This is a genomic window from Parasphingorhabdus marina DSM 22363 (genome assembly GCF_900128895.1).
Lineage (GTDB): Bacteria > Pseudomonadota > Alphaproteobacteria > Sphingomonadales > Sphingomonadaceae > Parasphingorhabdus > Parasphingorhabdus marina.
Genome location: NZ_FSQW01000001.1, coordinates 1,814,895 through 1,837,503, shown reverse-complemented (window position 1 = coordinate 1,837,503; position 22,609 = coordinate 1,814,895). Strand labels below are relative to the sequence as shown.

Genomic DNA, 22,609 nt, shown 5'->3' with positions numbered 1-22,609 from the left:
CCAGCCGGGCGCCCTCACCTGCGGAAGGTCAGAGCCTTTTGAAGCTTGCCGAAAAACGTCCTGACGCGGCCCTTGGTGCGTGCCTCCATCGGCTGCCGGGTGATGACCGATGACACGCCCGAATCCCGGGGCGTGGGTCGCTGGATCTGGTTGGCCGGCCGTGCGCCGTCAAAAACTGCAACTTGCGGGGTATTGTTGAAGGTCACTTTTCCTGTACCGTTGAGACGAGATGGCCGGACGGCGGCCTTTGCGACATAGCCATTGGCAATCCGATTTGTCCGTTTCCGGCTGTTTGCCCCGCGCTGGGCTGGTGATGTCTGACGAACCGTCCGTGACCGGGGCGAGCGCGGTGGCGTGTTGACATCAAGACTGGCGCGCTGTCCCGGACCCGTATTTGCCTGGGCCGACGGGGTGGCGATGGGAACACCGGAGACAGCGGTCATGCTCACACGGCGATCCGCTCCGGTTCGCGATGTGCTCTGACCTGGTCGTCCCGAAGCGACCGGTGCCGATGCGGTAGCGCCCGTTGTTACACCACTCTTCGCATTTCTGCCGGAACGGCTGCGCGAAGACTTCTTGCTCCGGTTGCCCTGCTTTTTGGAAGCGGACACCTTGCCTGCTGCAGCCTTTTTGCTCTTTGCGCGCGTTCCACGCTTTTTTGGCCCCGGGGCTCCACCCGGTTGCGACAGACCCGCGGCATATCCAGCGGAAGTCATGTGGGGAACTGGCGCGAGGCCGCTGGTGGCGAGCGCCAAGACTGCTCCGGTACAAAGGAATGCTGAGGCTTTCATTGGGCGTCTCCCACAGATTCCACCAGCATCATCTGGCCGGTGGAAAAATCACTCATTGCCGACAGATGCTCGGCATCGGGATGATCACCCGCGTCGGGATCGAGGACATCGCGCATGCGGAACGCCACGATGTCCTGTTCCCGCAAGGGCTCTTTCCAGAACCGCAGCTGACCGATCGCGCCCGTAAACTTGCCAGCATCCTCGAGGCCCAGACCCCCGACATAGAGTCCGGACGAAGGCAGAGAGAGTGGCCGGAGATCACTGGTGCCGATCACCACGCCATCGACATAGACTTCAATCCCGTCATCCATGACATTGATCGCGACGTGATGGAGGTTGCCATCACTCAGATCGACAAGAAACACATCTTCGTCGTCGGCATTTGCGAATACCAGTCCGTCCCGCTCACGCATGACCGATATCAGATAGGATATGCCTTCACCCCCGATGTTGATCAGAACCGGCGGATCATAACCCGGGTCCTGCATCCAGCCGGTCGCGATCCAGAATTCCACAGCGCCGCCGCCCGACAGATCAAGCTGCGCAGCAGGTTCGAATGCAAAGGGCCCGGTTTCGGTCAATTCGATGACGTCGGGCGTGTAGTCCTGTGCCGCAACCATGGTCGGCGATGTTGCCAGTCCGAAAGCGATGATCGCAGCTGATATGGATTTTTTCATTGGTTCACTCCTCTGTCAGTCACTTGATACGTTTCACACGGAGTTTCAGCTTCACCTCCGGACGACGCTTCGGACTTACCGTCCAGGTCGTGGTGTGAGACTTGTCGATCTCCAGCCCCCCACCCTGCATTGGTGTGCTGGCAAGCGTGCGGCTCGATGTGCGGTTCTTGCCGTTGGTCACCCCGCGATATTTCCAGCTGAAATTGAATTTCAGCTGATAGCGGCGGATTTGGTCCCGAGTGCCGCGCAGGATCATCAGGCCCGGTTCATTGTCCGAAGCGCGGTAGCTGTAATTCTTCTTCGCACCATTGCCACCACGCTCGCAATCGGTGCGCAGTTCCTTGCTCTGGGCAAAGCCATTAGGCGTCCCGCCGGCACTGGTGATCCGGATCGTCCCGACGACTTCATTGGTTGTCCCCACGCCAACCTTGCGACAATTGATCTGAGGGACATAGACATGCCATTCCTCGATTTGCGGTCCGGGTTCCGGCTCCGGTTCGGGTGGCGGCGCGGTGTATGTGACGCGGGAAATCAGGCGATCATTGGAAAGAGGCCGGGCCTGACTGGCCAGATAGCGGTTGATGGCCTGTCCCAGTTCGGCGCGCACCCGTGTATACACGTCAGGCTGATCCGGGAAATTGATCGGATTGAGCAATTCGTCCAGCGGACGCAGATCCAGCAGGATCGGCGCCACCCGGTCGCCCCGCGAATAGCCGGAGGAATCCCAGGAACCGTTGCCGCCGACGGCGACAAACCGGCCGCCTTCATTGCCAATGGAACGGCCTGAGCCGTTCACACCAGTGCGCATGCCTTCGGTGAAACCGCCAATGGAACTGCCCAGCAGGCGCGCTTCCCCTTCCAGCCGGTCGCCTTCGGTTTCGGAAAGCGTTTCGGAAAACGCCTCATTCGTGATGTCGCGCGTCATTTTTGCGCTCGCGCCATAGGTCACGGCATAGGCGTAGTGGGTCCCGAACCGGTCGATCAGTTCGCGGTAACCGCCTTCAATCTGCGCATCCCCGACTGCCGTCAGGAAATCAGCCGAAAGCCTGGTTTGCGCATGATCCACCAGTATCGCGTAGCTTTTCGCCCGCGAGTAGCCGACCACCTGCGCCACCGATTGATTCTGGCGCATCGTCTGCATAGCCGAACGAGTGGAGGAATAGCCGACACTGTAGCCCGTATCTGCGATCTGGCCGGTGCCGGGCACGAAGGCGAGAAAGGAATTGACCGCTCCTGAAGCGCTGATGGTGGCATTCACACCAAAACTGGAGCTGGTCGCCTCCTGCATCTCGCGCTCGCTCGAAACGATGGTGCTGCGAAAGACATTCCCTTGCAATAGCTCGTTTTTCAAAGAGAACCCGAACGGTACGGCATATTTTTCCTGGATCCGATATTCGTCACGATCGCGCCGGGCAAATATCTCACCCATGTCATTGTTCATCAGCAGGAACGGATCTTGCGTCAGGACATTATAGCCTTTGAGATTGGCGGCGAAATTATCTGTCTGATACTGGATCACGAACACGTCATCCATCGACAGGTCGTTGTCCTTCGCAGTGGGCGGACGGAGAAAATGGCGGCGACCGAAACGGATGCGCAGTTGGTCGCCGGCGGTGTAGTCGATTGTGAGCTCGCCGCCAAAGACGGAACGGCCCTCGGCCCGATAGATTTTCGACACGCCGGTCTGACCGATGAGATCGGCAATGGTTTTGTGGTCTTCCGACAGAAAACGGGTGAAGCGCAGCTCATTGGTTCCTGACATCACCCACAATTCGTTCTCACTATCCCCGGGGGCGATAAACAGCGTCTCGGGCGTGGTATAATTGCCATGCAACAGGCCGGCGAGCGGGCTGTTCTGAACATCCCACTGGCGCCCGTCATTGCGCGCGGTGTCGAACACGGCATCGCGATTTTCGACCCAGACCCCGTCAAGCCGTGTCCAGCACAGGTCGCCAGCATCTGGCGTGGTTTTGTCATTGCTGTCGTCTGCAACCGGCGCGAATTGCCGGTTTGTCATCCGGTCGCGTGGTTCCTGGGGTTCTTCATCGGGGGCTTTGGCCAGCAGATTCCGGCGTGCGGATTTCGGTATCGCGCAACCCTGGAAAGTTTCGGTGACGGGTCGCGGCTCGCCAAACGCTTGCGACAGCGAAGCAAAGGCCGGTTGAGGCAGGTCACCTTGTCCGATATTGCCAGCTTGGGACGGGCTATCCGTACGCGGTGTGCCCACGAACATGGGTGGTCCATCCACTTTCGGATTTCCGGCACCGGTAACCCGGATGAGATTGTAGCGCGTGGCACCGAACAGGCCCGGCACGCTCGCTTCGATCCGGTCGGGCGAAACAACCCGCATCGTCACGCGCCCCATCAGCGGCAGGTCATCGCCGACATAAACGCCGTCGCTGACCCGCTGGATATTGCGGATCGTGACCATATTGGGCCGAACGCTCAGAACCAGCGCATGGATCCAGCCATCGACGGCATAGGCCCTGCCGCGATCGATGCGGATGACCTTGCCGATCGTGTCGACCCGCCAGTCGCCATCTATGTCCATTGGATCACCGGCTGGAACCGAGTCCTTGCTGGGGAGAAAGGCCGGGATCTGGGCGTGCACCGGCTGTGCCGGTGCAAGCATGGGACCGGCCACCAAGGTGGTGGCGGCGAGCGCCAGGAGGCCTGTCCGTTTCATCACTGCACCCGCTCCATGGTGATGGTGAAGTGCAACGCCGCCTTGGCATTCACCAGCTTCAGCTTGTCTTTCACCTTCTCATTGACGTTCAGATCCCGACCAAGCGCGCGGGCCTGGGCCAGCAAGTCGCTTTTGTTGTTGTTGAAATCCACCCTGCCCAGAGGATCATTGAGCGTGCCGCGGACCCGCAGATCGGAAAAGCCGTCCGCGCCCTGAGGGATGGTCATGGTCAGCGAGCCCGGTCCGTCTTTGTAATATCGGTAGTTCTGACTGCGTGGTCCTTTGTCCGTGCAGCGGACGCTGAAGTTCCGGCTTTTGGATAGCAGCACATCCCCTTCGCGATCGACCACGCTGATCCGGACAACCCCGCGATAACGCTTGCGCAAGAGGGATTTGCCCGCACAATTGGAACCGCTGACGTGCAACCGGTAGATACGCGGCTTTGCCGGTGCGGGCGGTGGAGCTCCCAACCCCGGATCATCAATCCCTGGAGCCCCGGCATATTCTGTCGGGACCAGTGCATATTTGGCTTCTCCCCCGGCACCCTGAACCACGCCCTGAAGCGTCCCGTTCGGCTGGCGATCGAATATGACCTTGCCCATCATCGGCAGGTCGTCGGCTTCAAACTGGTTTGGGCCCGTCTGGCGGAAATTCTTCAGCGTGACCATGCCGCGCTGTACACGCAGCACCAGAGCATGGTTCCAGGGATCAACAACATAGGCACGCCCCCGTTCGATGGTGATCCGCTTGTTAATAGTGGAAACGACATATGTGCCATCGGCATCGGTCGCTTCGCCAGGCTGGACCTGTTCAACCTTGGGCAGAAAGGCCGGTATTTGTGCCTGAGCCGCTGTCGTTCCGCCAAGCGCGCCGACGGCAAACAGTCCTGCGAATACCGTTGATTTCCATGTATGCTTCATAATTATATCCCCCATATTCCAATATGTTGTACACGAATCCAGATCAGCGACAATGGCGGGTTGCCCGCATCCCATGCCCAGATTCGATAGGCTCGGATGAGAGTTTGATACGCAAAGCTGTCACCAACCCCCATGGGGTAAATCCCCCATCCGCGATTCCGGTTTTTCCGGTAACAGCACATGCGATTGCACGACCATCCGGTTCGCCCTAAGAAGCTAATGAGGGATGTCCTCTGGGGAAGTGCAGGAAATCATGTCCAGATACCGCGCGATCATTGCCGATGACCATGCGATCGTGCGCAATTCACTCGCCGGCATACTCGCCGAAATTGGTGACGTCGAAGTCGTGGCCGAAGCCGAGAACGGAATTGAGACCATTGCCTTGGTCAAGCAGCACACCCCGGATCTGCTGCTGCTTGACGCCGCCATGCCGCTGGCGCGGGGGGTCCAGGTTTACGGAGAGGCGCGGCGCTGGTCACCGGAGACACGCATTATCGTCGTGACAGGTTTCACCTCAACCGCGATGCTCGCCGACTGGCTGGCCGCCGGTGTCGATGGCCTGTTCCTCAAATCGGCGCAGCCGGAAGAAATGCAAAAGGGATTTGCCCAGGTCCTCGCTGGCGGGAAGTTTGTCTCCGAGGAAGTTGCCGACAAACTGGCTGCGGCGCCAAAGGGGGAAGATCTGACCGATCGGGAGCGCGAAGTCCTGGCGCTGATCGCGGCGGGTCACCAGAATGCCGCTATTGGCGAAAAGCTCTTCATCAGCCCGAAAACCGTTGAAAAACACCGGGCCAGCCTGATGTCCAAGCTGGGTGTAAACTCCGTCTCCGGGCTGCTGACATACGCGCTTCGCGAAGGTCTGCTAGACGAGCATCGCCAGTTATGAATTTTCCGGCAGCACCTTACTATCATCCTAATGGGGGATTGGCCCCATATCGCACGGGACCGAACAGGCATAGCGAAGCCATATGATCACGCGGTCCTTCTGTCCAAATCACAGCCAGCTGTTTTTGCTTGTCGCATTGTTGCTGTCTGTTGTTGCACTCTCCTTCTCTGCGCCGGTCATGGCACAGGCCGAAGCAGAGGCCGGTCAGACCGATCCCGTACCGCTACCCCAAGGCAACAACCATTTGCAGCCATTTGGCAGCCTGCGCTACCTGATCAGCGACGCCGACACGCTTGATCCGGAGAAGGCAATCGCGAGGCGCGAGGAATTCCGGGCGCTCGAAAGCCCATGGGTGGATTTCGGCGAACAGGAAGGGTCCGTCTGGCTGCTGGTAGCAATAGAGAATGCCAGCGAGCGCGGCGGCCGGTGGATCATCGATATCCAGCGCCCGTTTGTGGACGAACTGATCGTGCAAAAGCGTGGCCCGGGCAAACCGGTCGAAACGCTTCTGGATGTGGATCGCGAGACGCATTTCGATGAACGACCGATCATCAGCCAGTATCTTGTCGCGCCGCTATGGATGGAGGCCGGAGAACGCGCTGAAATTCTGGTCGGTCTCCGGTCATCCACGGGAAGCTGGATACCCCTGACCTTCGCCACCGAAGAACGCATGCGCACAGCGCATATGCAGGAAGCGCGTACCAACTGGATTCTGAACGGGATCATGGTGGCGCTGGTTATCATCGCCCTTGCCATGGGTCGTCTGGCCGGTTGGCCGCTGGTCATGGCATTCGCCGCCTATGCAAGTTTCAGTGCGCTTTTTGTGGCCAATAATGAAGGGTATCTGCACCGCTTTTTCTGGCCCGGATCCATGGGCACATATGAACCGGCCAACCTGCTGCTCCTGTCAGTGATGATGATTGCCCTGCTCCAGTTTGCGCGGTTGTTTGCAGATCTCGGAAAACATTTTGCACGTCTCAATCGCGCCGTCATCGGACTGCAGCTGCTGCTCTGCATTCTGGCGGTTTCCAGCCTGTTCTTCTGGCAGCTCGCTGCCATGCGCTGGGCCGTGTATCTGTTCGTGCCGCTCGTGGCTATCGCCTATCTGACGATTGCGGTGTCGGCCTGGCGCGCCCGGGTGCTCGGCGCGATCCCGTTCCTGGCCGGGTCGGTTGCCATATTGTTCACCGTCGTAACCATGGCCGCCGTGCTGCTTTCTCCCGGTCAGTTTCCTTTGACTGTGGCGCTCGACTATTTTCACGCTGCCGTCATTCTGGAAGGTCTGGCTTTTTTGGTCGCGATCCTGGTGCGCATGCTATCCATTCAGGCAGAATTGAACCGGTCACTTGCCGCAGAAGTCAGTGCCACCCAGGAAAAACTGGCGCTGTCCGAAGCCTTGCAGGACAGCCGCAACCGATACGACGCGGCGCGTGACCTTGCGGACGGTCTCCGCTCGCAACTGGTATCGACATCGCACGACCTGCAGCAACCCCTTCTCGCCCTGCGCCACAGTCTTGCCAAAGTTACCGGACGCAATCCCGAAGAAGATGAAAGGCTGAAGGCAGCGCTGGATTATCTCGAAAATGTCACGGAAACCGGTCTCGACATCGCCAGATCTGACAATATCCTGCCCGGAGAAAAACCCGAACAGGGCATGGAAGTCTTTGCGATCAGCCTGGTGCTGTCCAACTGTGCCGCGATGTTTGCCGCGGATGCCGAACAGCGCGGTGTGGAGCTCCGTGTGCGGAGCAGCGACCTGATGGTCCGGACCGAACCGATAGACCTTGTCCGGTCCCTCAGCAATCTGGTGGCCAATGCGCTCAACCATGCCAATGCCAACAAGGTGCTGGTCGCAGTCCAGAAGCGATCGGATCATGTTTTGTTGCGCGTCATCGACAATGGACAGGGCATGGAACAATCTGATGCCGAAGCGATGCAGGCCGCCAATGTAAAGGGCCCGGCCAGCGATGGGCATGGCCTCGGCCTGTATCTGGTGCAGCAATATGCCGGGCTCGCGGATCACGCCTTCGAGATCCGGTCAACCAGCGGACGTGGAACCTGTGTCACACTGAAAATCCCGGTGGACTAGTCTCCGCTACCAGTCAATTTCCGACCACCGAGTACGCAGGCAACCCCCGGGTTCATACGCCAACCAGATGCCCCCGCCCCGGCATGTCATTCCTCAGCTCAGGGGCCTGGGATATCCATGGAGAAACACTTTCCGGCCAGCCATATTTGTTCCACGCGCGCGGCAGGCCAAGACGTTCAGCGAAGCTTCGAAAATCCTTGTGCGTCCGAATGCTTTCGGACTCTGCCGTTGGTTCCCAGATGCGTGCCACGGTATAGCCGATGTAGGAGTTCGGTTTTTCGAGAATATTCCGCATGTAGGATTCCGGATCACCCAGAAACAGGAAGCCGATTGTGGATGCAGCAGTAGGCTGCGCCTTGCGGTCATTCAGTCTGCTTTTGAGTGCGGCTCTGACAATCATCTTCGCAAACCGGCTTTTCTTCAGATAGGCCTGATAGACCAGTCGTCGCACCGGTGACCATCTCAGCTCGGCCTGTTCTATTGGCGCCAGACCATCAAAATTTGCTTCCATGAATTCGATCGCAGCATCTGCCTCTCCGCGCTCGGCCATGCGATGGGACACCCCGAAGGCGGCTGCACCAAAGCCCAGCTCAAAGGAGCGACGAAAGGCGGCTTCGGCCTTTTCGAACTCCCCCGCCGACAATAACAAACCGCCATATGTGGTGTGCCATATGCCGCACAGCGGGTCTTGCTCAATGATCCGTTCCCAATAAGGGCGCGCCTGTTCATGCAGGCCGATCGACATCAGCCCGAGACCGAAGCCAGCCATGGTTTCGACATTGTTCGGGTCAAGTGTAACAGCCTGCTCGTAGACGATCAGGGATTTGTCGAGTTCGCCGCGATAGGCCAGCCGCAAGGCTTTTACCAACAAGGCCATGCTCGAGTTCGGATCAAGCGCCAGCGCCCGATCAAGCGCCTTGCCACTCAGGTCGAAATGCATCTGCCAGGTCGGGGTGCGTGAAAATTCCGGCAATATAAAATGGGCCAGTGCCAGCCATGCATAGGCATCGGTGAACTCGGGATCGACGGTGATCGCTTTTTCGAGAAGATGAATTCCACTGGGAATGGTTGTTTGCCCATTCAACTGATGAACCAGTTCACGACCTTGCAAAAACAGCGCATAAGCCTCGGGATTGCGCGTAAATCTGGTGGCGGGAAGCGTCGTGTTTGCCAATCCGAGAATTCGGGCGAGCTCGTTCGAGATTGATCGCGCGATGCGGTCCTGGAAGTTGAAGATGTCACCGATGTCCCCATCATATGTCTCGGACCATAATTGATGACCGTCGGTTGATTGCACCAGCCTCGCGGTGATCCGCAATCGGTTGTCAGATGTGCGCAGAGAACCTTCCAGGAGGTAGTCGACGTTCAATGCGGCGCCAATTTGCTGAGCGGTTTTCCGGTCCGTATCCACTGCGAAAGATGATGTCCGGCCGACAACGGCGACCTTGGGCATGTGCGTCAGCGTATTGAGGATTTCCTCGGTCATGCCATCGGCAAAATGGCCTTGACTATTTTCCGGACTCAGATCGACAAACGGCAGGACAGCGATCGAACGGACCGGCGATGTTGCACGTGAGGGGCCGCCGGGCCTGGAAAGCGCTGGCTTCAGCCGATAGCCCTTTTTGGGAATGGTTTCGATGTAGGAATTGTTGTCGAGACTGCTGAAAGCCTTGCGCAAAAGAGAGATGGCGCGTGTCAGGCTGTCATCAGCGGCTTCATCATCGTTCCATATTTCATCCAGCAAGGTGATCCGCTCGACAACCTCTCCCTGTCGTTCGCGAAGGCACTCAAGAACCGCCATCACTTTCGGTTCAAGTGAAATTCTCTTGTCACCGCGAGCGATAACATTGCGCGCCGGCATTGCCCGGCACCGTCCAATCAAGAATTCCTCCACCAGATTCCCCTATCTGCCACCAGGATTGCCACGGCGATCAGTATGACTATCATACGGAATTTCCTCGATTATTCAATCCCCTCACAATTCCCTCACCTTTTCCACAGGACGAGTCTGGCGGCAAAATGGCAGGTCCATTCGCGCTAAAACAAAAAGGGGAAAACTAATGTTCAGATTCAAGACAATTCTTGCCGCCACCGCCGTGGCAGTGGCTCTGCCCATGGCCGCACCGGCTGCAGCGCAGATGGAAATCTATGAGAATTGGGAACCCGCTGAATCCGTGACCGAACTGACTTTCGTGAAAGTCGAACAAGGCCGGGAAGAAACCTATCTGGAAGGGCTGAAAAGTACGTGGGTCGCTGCCAACGAAATCCAGAAGCAGCAGGGCGTAGTCAACAGCTATGCCATCTACATGGTTCCCTACAAGGAAGAATATAACATGGTCCTACGGGTCACTTTCCCGAGCGGCGACATGCTGCAGCCGAACAAGGAACGTTACATGAAGTTCCTCGAAGCATATGGAAAGGCCAACATTGATCAGGGGAACAAGACTGTTCTCGAGCTCTATAACAAGATCCGCGAGATTCAGAGCGTTACCGTGATGCGCGAGGTCAAGTTCATCGGCGACTAGGATCTTTCCAGGAGTGGCAAGCTTGCAGAACCCTTTTCAGTGTCCTGCAGCTTGCCGCTTCATGACACCAACATCCGGCAATATCACCGGTTTTGTGACTCCGGCGGGGAGCGTTGCGACCCTGCTGCCTGCCGGAGCTTTGCCAGCATTTTGGGAATGAGCATGATTCTGGAACAAAGCGCAAAACTGCGTCTGCTGACTGTATTCCTGTTCTATTTCACACAGGGTGTACCTATTGGGCTGTTCTTCTACGCCATTCCGGCCTGGCTCGCTGCCAACGGGGCATCAACGGCTGCTATTGCGGGTGTGGTCAGCGCTTCGATCCTGCCCTGGACACTCAAATTTGTCCTTGGATTCCTGATGGACCGATACACCTATCTGCCGATGGGACGACGCCGCATCTGGATCATAGGAGCACAGACAACCATCGTTGCCATGCTTCTGATTGCAGCAATCCTCTCGCCAGGTTCCAGTGAACTCTGGCTGTTGTCCATTCTGGGGTTTCTTGCCAACGCGGGGACTGCATTTCAGGATGTGTCGATTGACGGCCTGGCTGTCGATATCATGCCACAAGATGAGCGCGCCAAAGCCACCGGCATCATGTTTGGCGCACAGGTTCTGGGCATCTCCGCAACCACCTTTGTCGGCGGTCAGCTGATTGCGGTCTATGGCACAGCAGCAGGTTATCTGGCCGCAGCCATGGTGGTGACATGTGTCCTCATCTTCGGAATTCTGGTTCGGGAACGCGAGGGCGAAGGCCGGTTTCCGTGGAGTGGTGGCGAGGCCCATCACCGCAACATGGCTGTCCAGATCGAAGCGTGGCCGCCGCTGTTGATAAACAGCGCGAAGGCAATGCTCGCGCCCTTGAGTATCGTGGCTCTGGTGATCTTTCTCGTCCGCACACTACCCAGCGGCGTCGCCGAAGCTTATCATCCCGTCCTGGCGACCGGTATCGGTGGCTGGGGGCAGGCGGAATATACAAACACCATCTCAACCGCCCAGTTTGTCGTCGGAATATTCGCAATGACAATTGGCGGATGGCTGGGAACCAAACTGGGCGCCCAGCGCGCAGGGCTCATCATGTGTGTTCTCATTTGCCTGTGCGCGCTCGGATTTGGCCTGTCCCGCGACTATTGGTCAAACCCGGTGCTGCTGACACTCTACTTCTGGCAGGTTGAGTTTTTCGCAACCATGATGGCCGTAGCCTTCATTCCCATCGCAATGCGGCTGTGCGACCCGCGCGTTGCTGCGACGCAGTTCACGCTCTACATGGCCGCATCCAATGTGGGACGACCGCTCGGCAACTCGCTGGCAGCCGGAACCGACGCAATGGGTAGCCCCCATTTGATGTATTTTGTTCTGGCCGGCGTTTTCGCCGTTCTGTCGCTCATCATGTGGCGTGTCCGCTTTCCAATGCGCGCGTCGAAGGTTGTGGAAAATATAGAGAAGGAAGAGCCGGTCACAGCTGGAACGCCTGTTCCAAAGATGAATTGAGCCGGACATCTTCGCACCTCCAGCGGGATGAAAGCAGAAAAGCGGGTTTCCGCATGTCAGCGGCAATGCTGCATAGGGAAAGCCGATCTGGACGCCGGAACTCTCTATATGTCCCGCTCGTCCAGAGCAGCTTCGAACGCGCGCTGGGCTGCGGTTTTCAAAAAAGGAAAAAGGACGGCGAGATGGTGGTCAACACAGCGCTTCTGGTCGGCCCAGCTGACCTTTTCAAGCCCTTCCAATTCGCGCAGATAATCGCCCCAGAAGCGGCTTATGATCCAGAGTGATCGGCCCAGCACCTTAATGTTACGCTCTTTGTTTTCAAGAAACAGGCCTTCTTTTTCGATTCGTTTGAGCAGAGCGACCAGGCCCTCAAAGTCTGCAGTCAGTTCGGAATCCTGACGTTGGCCAATGGGTCCACCGGCATAGTGTATCCGGTCACGCATCAGGAAGCGATATCGCCAGGTCAGTTCCATACCAAACAACAGATGATCGATATAATCATCGGCCAGCGAACCCGGCTTCTTGCCGGTGCGCCGTTCTTTCATCAGTTTCAGTACATCGTCCTCGATCGCCATCGCGAGGTCGCGCTTGGTGGGAAAATGATAGGTCAAATTCCCCTGCGACATATTCAGCGACGTAGCGATTTCGTTCACCGATGTTGCCGCATATCCCTTGTCATTGAAGGCCTTGCAACTGGCTTCCAATATCCGTTTCGCAGTGTGAGAACGCGCCTTCATCTTCCCCGTTTTCTCTTCCTCAAAAAACCAGACTTGCTAAATTAGGTTTTATTACCTATTAATAGGTATTGCAACCTAATAAGTGATTCTTGAAACCGGAGTTATGGGAGGCAAGGGCAATGGTGGTGCAAAAAGAACATCATATCCTCATTGTTGGTGGTGGAACTTCCGGCTCGGTTCTGGCCGCCCGGCTCAGTGAAAGTGCGAATATCCACGTGACGCTGCTGGAAGCCGGGCCTGACGACAGCAGCTATGATTCGGCCATTCTGGATCCGGCGCGTGCAGGCGATGCCTGGCAGGGTGCCGTCCCCCTCGCCACCACGATAATGAAGACGCAAAATGGCGCGATTCCGATATTGCAGGGCCGGATATTGGGCGGCACTTCGGCGGCCAATGGACTGGCCACCTTGAGAGGTTTGCCGCAAGATTATGACCGCTGGGCCGCATCCGGCCTGGACGGCTGGGGCTGGGACGACGTGGCCGAAACCTTCATTGCCGCCGAGAATGATCAGGACTTCGGCTCCAGTCCGATCCACGGAAATTCTGGCCCCCTGAGCGTCCGCCGCTGGCGTCGTGACGAAATGAGCCACGCGCAAATCGCCTTTTTTGATGGCATGGCCGAAACCGGAAATGCTGTTGTCGAAGACATCAATAATCCCGGCCAGTCGCCTGGCATCGGGATCTTTCCGGTGACGATCGACAAGGACGCCAATCGCCTGTCGACCAGCCTCGCCTATTTGACAGCCGATGTCCGGCAGAGGGAAAATCTGGAGATCCGCACCGATGCAAAGGTGTCCACCGTTCATATAGACCGACAACGAGCGACCGGAGTGACCCTCGACAGTGGTGAACAGATTGATGCCGACGAGGTGGTCGTTTCAGTCGGGGCCCTGTGGACGCCAGCGCTGCTTATGCGATCCGGCATAGGTCCGGCTGCCCATCTGGCCGAGCATGGTATCGCCGTTCAGGCCGACCTACCCGTAGGCGAAACCATGGCCGATCATCTGGGCCCAAGCGTGCCCTATATGCATCCGGGTCCGCGTGGCGGGACTGCCGGACCTGCGCAATCCCTCTATATCGGCGCGTCCAATGGCCGGGATGTCGACTATCATCTGTTCCCGATCGCGCCCGCGCCAACCGAGGATTCCACCCATTTTGTCATGGCGGCTTTCCTGATGCACTCTCCCGGCAATGGCAAGGTACAACTGGGAGACAGCGCAGAGTTGGATCCGGTCGTCACCGCTCCCGACCTGCCGAAAAATGGCCGGGAGCAATTGCGCCAAGCGTTTCGAAAGATTGCCGAATGGGAAGCGTCCAAAGCCTTCCGTCAGTCCGGGTGCCAGCCGGTCATACCCTGCGATCTTGCCAGCGAAGACGCGGTTTCGATCGCACTCGACCGGGGGCTTGTCAGCTATGGGCACATGACCAGCACCTGTCCAATGGGTCCAGTGCTGGATGCCGACTGCCGGGTCAGAAACACAGCTGGCCTGCGCGTGGTCGATGCATCGGTGATGCCGACTATCCCGGCGGGCAACACCTATCTGGGATGCGTGATGATTGCAGAACGTATCGCGCGAAAAATGACCGCAGAATTTGATCACCAAGACTCTTTGCAAAAGTAGAAAGGCAAAATCGAAATGGCCAATAGTGTCGACGTTTTCTGGTCCTTCAGAAGCCCTTATTCCTATCTGGTTACGCCGGACCTGCTGAAGCTCCGCGAGGATTATGCGGTCAGCGTGGTCCTGCGCCCGGTTTTGCCGATCGCACTGCGCGCCAAATCAACGATTTTTGATGCCGCCGACAAGAAGCGCCCGAGATATATCGTCATGGATTCCCGGCGCCGGGCCGCGTTTCTGGGCCTGCCATTTGTCTGGCCTCGACCGGATCCGGTCGTCCAGAATCTCGAAACCTATGAGGTTCCCGAAGAACAACCCTATATCTGGCGTCTGTCAACGCTTGGCGTTGAGGCTGAACGCCGCGGCAAGGGGATCGATTTCGCTCATCATGTCGCGGCGCTGATATGGGGTGGAACCGAAGCCTGGGACGAAGGAGATCATCTGGCGGTTGCTGCCCGAAAAGCGGGATTCGATCTGGCAGAGATGGAAAACGCTTTTGCGCATTATGATGCCAGGGCCGAGATCGAGAAAAATCACCAACTGCTCGAGCAATCCGGTCACTGGGGCGTGCCGACAATGGTCTTCAAGGGCGAACCCTTTTTCGGCCAGGACCGGATCGACACGCTGCGCTGGCGGCTCGACGAAGCCGGGCTGCGCCGAAATCCATCAGGCTGATGCAGAAAACAAATCCAGTGACAGACAAAAGGAGACGGGAAATGGATCTTCAGATCAAGGGCAAAAAAGCGATCATGGCCGGCGGCAGCGCCGGCATGGGGCGGGCCACCGCCGAACGACTGGCCGAGGCCGGTGCAGAGCTGGTCATCACCGCTCGCGGCGAAGAGCGATTGCAGAAAGCGGCGGATGAAATCGCTGCGAAACATGGCGTATCTGTCACGCCGGTTGTTGCAGATTCGTCGACCGAAGCCGGACGGGAGGCCCTGTTCGCCGCCTGCCCTGACCCAGATATCCTGGCGATTACAATCAAGCCGCCGGATCCCAACGGAGACTTTCTGAAAGTGTCCGCAGACATGTGGCGGGACTCGGTCGAGACCGCCCTGATCGGACCGATCGAGATCATGCGGAACTATATTCCGGTGATGAAGGAAAAAGGCTGGGGCCGGATCGTCAATATTGCGACATTTTCCGCCAAAAACCCCATGATCTGGCGACTGATGTCCGGTCCGGCGCGGTCCGCCCTGCTCAATTACACCGCCAGTGTTTCGCGGGAAATTGCGCCGCATGGTGTTATCCTGAACAATCTGCTGCCGGGCATGTTTGCCACCGAGGGGGCATCGGAAATCATGGGTGCCTATGCCGAGGCGTTCGGCCTGGAACCCAAACCGGAAATTGTCGGTGCCCATTTCCGCGAGCATAACCACATACCGGCGGGTTTCATGGGAGATGCCGACGATCTCGCGCCGATGGCCGCCTTTCTGTGCAGTTCGCTGGCGCGGTTCATTGTCGGCCAGAATATCGTGATTGACGGTGGTCAGCACAGCTCCATTTTCTGATCAGGAGGGCGTCATGAAAGTCTACGGATCCCGAATTTCCTACTATACCGGCAAACTAGAAGCCTATCTGCGGTACAAGAATATCGCCTACACCGCGCTGCCGACGCCCTATGACAAGGCCGAAATGCTGAAGGAGAAAGTCGGTGCGGTGCAAATGCCGATTGTCGATGATGACGGGAAGTGGATGTCAGACACCACACCGATCATCATGCATCTGGAGACGATCCATCCGGACAATCCCGTTCTGCCGCAGGATCCCGTAGTCGGTTTCATGGCCCATCTCATTGAGGATTATGGCGACGAATGGCTGTGGCGATCGGCAATGTATTACCGCTGGTGGTATGATTATGACCGGCAACTGGCCTCGAATGTCCTGACCGATGAGCTGACCGGGCATGTCAAAATGCCCCGGTGGATGCGACAACGCATGATCATTCGCCGCCAGGTGCGCCACTATGTCAAACGGGACGGGGTGACCGACACCACCCGCCAGCATATCGAACAGTCCTACCACAATGCGCTGGCCGGCATGACGGCCATGCTGGAAAACCGGCCATTCCTATTAGGCAATGCGCCGTCGCTGGCGGATTATGGCATGATGGGCCCGATGTTCCGGCATTATGGCCAGGATCCCACGCCGCAGGAAATCATGCGTAACACCGCGCCCGCCGTCTTTGAATGGGTCGCCCGCATGTGGCATGCCAAAAACACACACAAACCGGAATTCGTCACGCAAGTTCCGGACGATGCGGAGCCGTTACTAAAGGAAATCTGCGAAACCCATCTGGTGCAGCTGGCTGCCAATGCCGCAGCCTTCGCCGAAGATACAGAGCGGTTCGACATGACCGTACAAGGCTGCGATTATCGCGATATCGCCGTCTCGCAGTATCGCGTTTGGTGCCTGGAAGAGCTGCGCCGGCGGTTTAACCTCTTGTCCCCGGCACAACAGGACTCGGTCAAGAACTTGCTACCGCATGGTCAGGCGGATATTCTTTGGAATGCAGACGTTCCGGCCCAGTCAGGATTTAACAGCGACAATCATCTTCCCTTTGGCAAAGCCATCAATGTTTTCGAAGGCGGACTTCCATAGGTTGGGTGGCGACTGCTCAGGGCGCAAAAGCGGGCGTCGGTCTTGTGTCGTTTTGACACAAAGTTTTATCGCAGCGCGAAATATGCGTAGTTGAGAACAAAGATTTATGGTATCTTTCAAGCTGGGTTTGCAACACTAAGCGGTATTGCAGTGACTGGATGAATTGCGGTACCTCCGGGAATTGGGTGATTAACTATGAAAAAAATAATTTTGGCTTCTGCTACCGCCATCGCAATGATGTTGCCTGCAACTGCCAACGCCGCCGTTACGATTTTTACTGATGAAACAGCATTCGATGCGGCTGCCGGGCCGACAATGCTGGAGGATTTCAACGCCTTTGTAGCCGAAACAAGATTTGATCTGGCACCCCTGGTGATTGGGGACCAAACCTTCAGCCAGGTCGGTTCCTCCAACAATCCCAGCCAAAATTATGTAGGGCCGTTCGGAACAGGTTTCGATGTGAACGGCACGCCTTCGGTTTCGGGACGGATCAGCGACGGTGGTTCCATTTTCATCACCTTTGCAAATGCGATAACTTCCTGGGGAGCGACATTCAACGAGATCAATGACGGTGTTGCCAGATCGACCCTGTTCGTCGCTGGTGAAGAGATTGCTCCTGCTGACGGGTTTTTTGGCTTCGTATCTGATACAGCGTTTACCTCTCTGGAAATCCGGGCATTGGCAGGGCGAGATGACGGCTTTGCTTTTGACGACGTAAAGTTTGGGGCCGCCGCTGTTCCTGAACCAGCGACCTGGGCCTTCATGATCCTGGGTTTCGGTGCGATTGGCGGTGCCATGCGGCGTCAGCGCAAGGCGAATGTGAAGGTCAGCTTCGCTTAAGTCCGCAACAAAAGATTACCCTAAAAACCTCGCCAGAGCGATCTGGCGAGGTTTTCTATGAAGACGCAAACGTCCGCTTTCGGGACACAGCAGTCTACATCACGATCACCAGCTTGGTGAAGCTCGCGTCAAACCCGCCGAAAAAAGGGGCAAAAAGCCGCGTTTTACCCCCGGCTTTCCTGGGTTCACAAAATCCGCCCTAAACCGCCGCCAGGGCCTGCTCCATATCGGCGATAATATCGTCAATATGCTCGATCCCCACCGACACGCGCACGACGTCGGGACCGGCGCCGGCGGCTTCGAGTTCGTCGCCGGACAGCTGGCTGTGCGTGGTTGAAGCGGGATGGATGATCAGTGAACGGGTGTCGCCGATATTGGCGAGATGACTGAACATCTGCACCGCGCTGACCAGTTTGACGCCGGCGTCATAGCCACCCTTCAGGCCAAAGGTGAACACCGCGCCACCTTTCCCTCCGAGATATTTCTGCGCGAGATCATGATACTTGCTGTCGGGCAGTCCGGCATAGGAGACCCAGCTGACTTCGTCCCGGCGCTGCAGCCATTTCGCCAGCGCCAGCGCATTGTCGCAATGCCGCTCCATGCGCAGGGCCAGAGTTTCCATCCCGGTCAGGATGTGGAACGCATTTTGCGGCGCAAGTGCCGGACCCAGATCGCGCAGCGACAGCGCGCGCGCGGCGAGAATGAAGGCGATTTCGCCAAAGGCGTCTGTAAAGACCTTGCCATGATAAGACGGGTTGGGCTGATTAAGGAAGGCGAACTTCTCGCTCTGCGTCCAGTCGAACCTGCCGCTGTCGACGATCAGGCCGGCAATGCTGTTGCCATGGCCACCGAGAAATTTGGTACCGCTTTCCACGACAATATCCGCACCATGTTCAATTGGGCGGCAGAGTACCGGCGAGGCCATGGTATTGTCGACGATCAGCGGGATGCCCGCATCATGGGCAATATCGGCGATCCCCGCAATGTCCTGGACCACGCCGCCGGGATTGGCGAGGCTCTCGATGAAGACACAGCGTGTGGCGTCGGTAATTGCGTCCTTCACCTCGTCCAGATCATCGGCATCGACAAAGGTCACGTCCCAGCCAAATTTCTTCACGCTGTGCGCCAGCTGGTTGAGCGAGCCGCCATAGAGCTTTTTCGCCGCAACAATATGTGCGCCGGGGTCCATCAGCACATGAAAGACGAGCAGTTGCGCCGCATGGCCGGACGCCACGGCCAATGCCGCTGCTCCGCCTTCCATCGCCGCGATCTTGCCTTCCAGCGCCCCGTTGGTCGGGTTCATAATCCGGGTGTAGATATTCCCGAACGCATCGAGGTTGAACAGGTTCGCCGCATGTTCGACATCATCAAACACGTAGGAGGCGGTCTGGTAAATCGGCGTGATCCGCGCGTTGGTCGCGGGGTCGGGTTCGGTCCCGGCATGGACGGCAAGGGTTTCAAGACGCTGGGGTGCGGGCTGGTCGGTCATGCTGTTCGGTCCTTTTGTCGGTTCGAAATTCGGGAATCACTTGGCCATCCTGTTATCGCAAGTTTTTGCGCTGCGCATCCCCGCTTTTGATATGGCTCAAAGACAGGCACCGGAATTTTCGTCATCAAGCCCCGCATGTGGCCATATCATCCCGACCTGCTCCGGCGCCCCGTTCCGCGCTATACCAGTTATCCGACAGCCGCGGAGTTTCGACCCGTGGGAGAGGATCACGTGCTGGAAAACGCCGTGGCGGCGATTCCGGAGGGCGCCGAAATCTCGCTTTATCTGCATATTCCCTATTGCAACACCATCTGCCACTATTGCGCCTGCAATACCGGTCGGGCCAACCGGCAGAAACGGCTCCAGGCCTATATTGATGCACTGCTCGCCGAAATCCGGATCATGGGCGAGCTGCTCACCAGCAAGCATGTGGTGAAGCGCATTGCCTTTGGCGGCGGCAGCCCGAATGCCATTTCGACACAGGAATTCGCCCATCTGATCGCCGCGCTCAAGGATAGCTTTCACGTAGACCGCGCGGAAATCTCGGTTGAGCTGGACCCGCGTGATTTTGATGGCGAATGGGCAGCAATGCTCGGACAATCGGGCGTGACCCATGCCAGCATGGGCGTCCAGACCTTCTCGGCCGAAGTCCAGCAGGTGATCGGACGGGTCCAACCCTATGAGACCATCGCGTCGGCCATGTCCCAGCTGCGCGCCCATGGCGTGCAGTCCATCAATTTCGACATGATGTACGGCCTGCCCGGCCAGACGGGTCAGGATCTCAGCGACAGCCTGGACAAGACCATCGAACTTCGCCCGGAACGGATCGCGCTGTTCGGTTACGCCCACCTGCCACAACGGATCGCCCGGCAGCGGCGGATGGACACCAGCATCATGGCCAATCAGCTGCAGCGGTTCGCCATGTCCTCGCTGGGCTATCAGACCCTGGTCCGGGCAGGATATGAGGCGATCGGCTTCGACCATTTCGCCCTGCCCGATGATCCAATGGCTGTTGCCGCCAGGGCGGGCGAAGTTTCCCGCAATTTCCAGGGCTATACGCATGACCCGAGCCCATGGCTTCTCGGCATGGGCGCGACCGCGATCAGCCTGTTCCCCGACCGAATCCTGCAGAACGAGAAAAATGTCGGTGCCTGGCGCAACGCGGTGTCAACCGGTCGACTAACCGCCTCCCTCGGCGTGCATCGCACATCCCGGGACGAGGCACACCGCCAGATCATCGAAGACATATTGTGCCGCGGCGAAGCCGAAATCGGCGGGCTGGACGGTGCCGAAACCTATGCCGAGCGACTGGCCTCCTTCGAACAACGCGGCCTGATCGAACGGGACGATGGCCACATCACCTGCACCGACAGCGCCACCCCCTATCTGCGCACCATCGCCGCAATATTCGATCCCTATCGGCACAACAGCAAAGGCGGCTTCAGCAGCGCGATTTAGGGGAGTTGCGCTCCAACCAGTCCACGCACGCTGTTGCCGAGCAAGAAGCCGTCCGCCAGATCCTTCGCACGCAGGTCCGCTTCAACCGCCTTGCCTTGCTCCACCAATTCTCGCCGTAGCACACCGGGCAGCAGGCCGCGGGAGAGCGGCGGGGTCAGGAGCTGGCCGTCGCGTTCGACAAACACATTCCAGATCGCACCTTCGGTGACATAGCCTTCCGCATCGACGAACACCGGGTGCACTCCGTCGTCCAGATCATCCGCTGCGTAAACCCGGCGATCGCTGGTCTTGTGGTGGAGGCGGTAGTCGGCCGCATCGGCCTTTAGCGGCACGAGCTGGCATCGGACCGGCTCCGACATCGGCTCGGGCAGCGGTTTCAGTTCGATCGACGTCATGCCCGACCGTGACAGCATCAGGCGGACCATTGCCGGTTGCTCCTGGTGGAATGTCACCGCCTGGATATTGTTGCGCGCGGCGTGGCGGTCGAATTCATATTCCAGCGCCGCTGCACTGGCCTTCATCCTCGTCAGATGCTCTTCCAGCCGGGCGATCCCCTCCGCAGGGTCAAATGCCATGGTCTCGATCAGGTCAACCGGAACGGGTTCCTCGGCACCGATACCCACTTTGGCAAATCTCCCCTTGGCCAGACATTCGCGCCATTCATCACCGCGAACAGAGTCTGCCACTATGCCAGAGCCCAGCCCGATGGAAAGCTTTTCCTCGCCCTGTTTCCCGAAGAAGGTCCGGATCGCGACATTGAATGCGCTGTCGCCACTGGCATCGATCCGGCCGATCGAACCGCAATAGATTCCGCGCTGATCTTTCTCCAGCTCATCGATCACTTCCATCGCCCGGATTTTGGGCGCGCCGGTAATCGATCCGCAGGGGAAGATCTGACGCAGCAGGTCGACGGCGGAACGGCCGGGACGAAGATCTGCCTGTACGGTCGAGGTCATCTGATGGATGGTCGGATAGGTCTCGACATGAAACAGGTCCGGCACCCGAACCGTCCCGGGAGACGCCACCCGTGACAGGTCGTTGCGCAGCAGATCGACGATCATCAGATTTTCCGCCCGCTGCTTGGGATCGCTCCGCAGCTCCTCCCGGACGGCGGCATCGGCTGTTTCATCTGCGACCCGCGCTGCGGTTCCCTTCATCGGACGTGCCGTGATCCGGTTCCCCTTGCTTGCGAAAAACAATTCGGGAGAAAAAGACAAAATCCAGTTTGTCCCGTCAAAGACAATACCGCCATATCCGGCCCTGGCCCGCTCCCGGATCGCCGCATAGAGCGCCAGCGGATGACCCCGAAACCGCGCGTCGGCGAGGAAAGTCAGATTGCTCTGATAGATATCTCCCGCCGCAATATATTCCTGCACGGCATCAAAAGCCTGGTCATATTGATCGCGGGACAAACGCGGTCGAAGCTGTCCCAGCCAGGCTCCCGCCGGATCGGGAAACGCCTCTGCCAGACTGGCGGGATCGGGGCTCTCGAAATCCTCGAAAAGCCCGAACCAGAGCAAAGGGCATGGGCGGTTATCCGGCAGGCGCGGAGCCAGTTTGGGTTCCATTGCCAGCCCGGCCTCGTAGGACAAATAGCCCGCGGCGTGCAGCCCCTCCCCTTGTGCCTCGGCAATACGGGTGAGACCGGCCGCAAGTTCATCCGGCGACGAGGCCGTTACGATCTCCACGGGGTGGCGATATATCCGGGGCGGTGCGGCATGGGTGGCCCGCGCGTCGTCGAGCAAAATGAAGGGGCCATCCGAGAACATTGCACATCCCCTAATTCCATTTATACCCTTT

General features: G+C 58.1%; 18 protein-coding genes. 10 read left to right on the top strand and 8 right to left on the bottom strand.

The genetic code is table 11. The features are described from left to right. Positions 1-14: 14 nt before the first annotated feature. From BUQ90_RS09045 to BUQ90_RS09030, 4 genes are read right to left on the bottom strand one after another with little or no spacing between them, the layout of a single operon-like run. Positions 15-791, bottom strand: a complete 777-nt coding sequence (locus BUQ90_RS09045; protein ID WP_074204669.1) for a hypothetical protein — start codon at positions 789-791, stop codon at positions 15-17. Next, positions 788-1,468 (bottom strand): LamG-like jellyroll fold domain-containing protein, encoded by a 681-nt coding sequence (locus BUQ90_RS09040; RefSeq protein ID WP_074204668.1) that lies wholly within the window; start codon positions 1,466-1,468, stop codon positions 788-790. Before BUQ90_RS09040 ends, BUQ90_RS09045 begins: the two co-directional genes overlap by 4 nt. Positions 1,469-1,487: 19 nt before the next feature. Further along, a complete protein-coding gene (locus tag BUQ90_RS09035) occupies positions 1,488-4,154 on the bottom strand; it encodes an MAC/perforin domain-containing protein (RefSeq protein WP_074204667.1) in 2,667 nt (888 codons plus the stop codon). Then, positions 4,154-5,074, bottom strand: coding sequence for a hypothetical protein (locus BUQ90_RS09030; protein ID WP_074204666.1), 921 nt, complete (start codon positions 5,072-5,074; stop codon positions 4,154-4,156). Before BUQ90_RS09030 ends, BUQ90_RS09035 begins: the two co-directional genes overlap by 1 nt. Before the next feature lie 253 nt (positions 5,075-5,327). Here BUQ90_RS09030 and BUQ90_RS09025 point away from each other — a divergent pair, with 253 nt between their 5' ends. Next, positions 5,328-5,960: a response regulator gene (locus BUQ90_RS09025; RefSeq protein ID WP_074204665.1), complete on the top strand. Its 633-nt coding sequence runs from the start codon at positions 5,328-5,330 to the stop codon at positions 5,958-5,960. A gap of 82 nt (positions 5,961-6,042) precedes the next feature. Beyond that, complete coding sequence (locus tag BUQ90_RS09020; RefSeq protein WP_074204664.1) at positions 6,043-8,049, top strand: sensor histidine kinase; 2,007 nt, start codon at positions 6,043-6,045, stop codon at positions 8,047-8,049. 52 nt (positions 8,050-8,101) lie between these two features. On the opposite strand, the gene BUQ90_RS09015 is transcribed toward BUQ90_RS09020, so the two are convergent. Then, positions 8,102-9,943, bottom strand: coding sequence for a winged helix-turn-helix domain-containing tetratricopeptide repeat protein (locus BUQ90_RS09015; protein WP_204244757.1), 1,842 nt, complete (start codon positions 9,941-9,943; stop codon positions 8,102-8,104). Between the two features lie 166 nt (positions 9,944-10,109). Between BUQ90_RS09015 and BUQ90_RS09010 the strand changes: the two genes are divergently transcribed. After that, positions 10,110-10,574, top strand: coding sequence for a hypothetical protein (locus BUQ90_RS09010; RefSeq protein ID WP_074204662.1), 465 nt, complete (start codon positions 10,110-10,112; stop codon positions 10,572-10,574). A gap of 156 nt (positions 10,575-10,730) precedes the next feature. Next, on the top strand, positions 10,731-12,068 hold the full coding sequence (locus tag BUQ90_RS09005) for an MFS transporter (RefSeq protein WP_084192585.1): 1,338 nt from the start codon (positions 10,731-10,733) through the stop codon (positions 12,066-12,068). Between the two features lie 104 nt (positions 12,069-12,172). Here the strand turns inward: BUQ90_RS09005 and BUQ90_RS09000 are convergent, their stop codons facing one another. After that, on the bottom strand, positions 12,173-12,805 hold the full coding sequence (locus BUQ90_RS09000; RefSeq protein WP_074204660.1) for a TetR/AcrR family transcriptional regulator: 633 nt from the start codon (positions 12,803-12,805) through the stop codon (positions 12,173-12,175). 119 nt (positions 12,806-12,924) lie between these two features. Here BUQ90_RS09000 and BUQ90_RS08995 point away from each other — a divergent pair, with 119 nt between their 5' ends. The 5 genes from BUQ90_RS08995 (at position 12,925) to BUQ90_RS08975 (ending at position 17,862) form a co-directional block, all read left to right on the top strand. Next, complete coding sequence (locus BUQ90_RS08995; RefSeq protein ID WP_074204659.1) at positions 12,925-14,427, top strand: GMC family oxidoreductase; 1,503 nt, start codon at positions 12,925-12,927, stop codon at positions 14,425-14,427. Positions 14,428-14,442: 15 nt separating this feature from the next. Continuing rightward, entirely contained in the window at positions 14,443-15,096 is a 654-nt protein-coding gene (locus BUQ90_RS08990) for a 2-hydroxychromene-2-carboxylate isomerase (RefSeq protein ID WP_074204658.1), read from the top strand. Between the two features lie 41 nt (positions 15,097-15,137). After that, complete coding sequence (locus BUQ90_RS08985) at positions 15,138-15,932, top strand: SDR family oxidoreductase (RefSeq protein WP_074204657.1); 795 nt, start codon at positions 15,138-15,140, stop codon at positions 15,930-15,932. A gap of 13 nt (positions 15,933-15,945) precedes the next feature. Then, positions 15,946-17,022, top strand: coding sequence for a glutathione S-transferase family protein (locus tag BUQ90_RS08980; RefSeq protein ID WP_074204656.1), 1,077 nt, complete (start codon positions 15,946-15,948; stop codon positions 17,020-17,022). A 195-nt stretch (positions 17,023-17,217) separates the two neighbouring features. After that, positions 17,218-17,862: a PEPxxWA-CTERM sorting domain-containing protein gene (locus tag BUQ90_RS08975; protein ID WP_084192583.1), complete on the top strand. Its 645-nt coding sequence runs from the start codon at positions 17,218-17,220 to the stop codon at positions 17,860-17,862. A 199-nt stretch (positions 17,863-18,061) separates the two neighbouring features. Here the strand turns inward: BUQ90_RS08975 and BUQ90_RS08970 are convergent, their stop codons facing one another. Continuing rightward, positions 18,062-19,351 carry an O-acetylhomoserine aminocarboxypropyltransferase gene (locus BUQ90_RS08970; protein WP_074204654.1) on the bottom strand — a complete coding sequence of 430 codons (1,290 nt, stop codon included), beginning with the start codon at positions 19,349-19,351 and terminating at the stop codon, positions 18,062-18,064. 135 nt (positions 19,352-19,486) lie between these two features. Here BUQ90_RS08970 and hemN point away from each other — a divergent pair, with 135 nt between their 5' ends. Then, entirely contained in the window at positions 19,487-20,809 is a 1,323-nt protein-coding gene (gene hemN / locus BUQ90_RS08965; RefSeq protein ID WP_074204653.1) for an oxygen-independent coproporphyrinogen III oxidase, read from the top strand. Here the strand turns inward: hemN and pabB are convergent. Next, complete coding sequence (gene pabB / locus BUQ90_RS08960) at positions 20,806-22,578, bottom strand: aminodeoxychorismate synthase component I (RefSeq protein ID WP_074204652.1); 1,773 nt, start codon at positions 22,576-22,578, stop codon at positions 20,806-20,808. The two genes, hemN and pabB, sit on opposite strands and share 4 nt — an antisense overlap. Between the last annotated feature and the right edge of the window lie 31 nt (positions 22,579-22,609).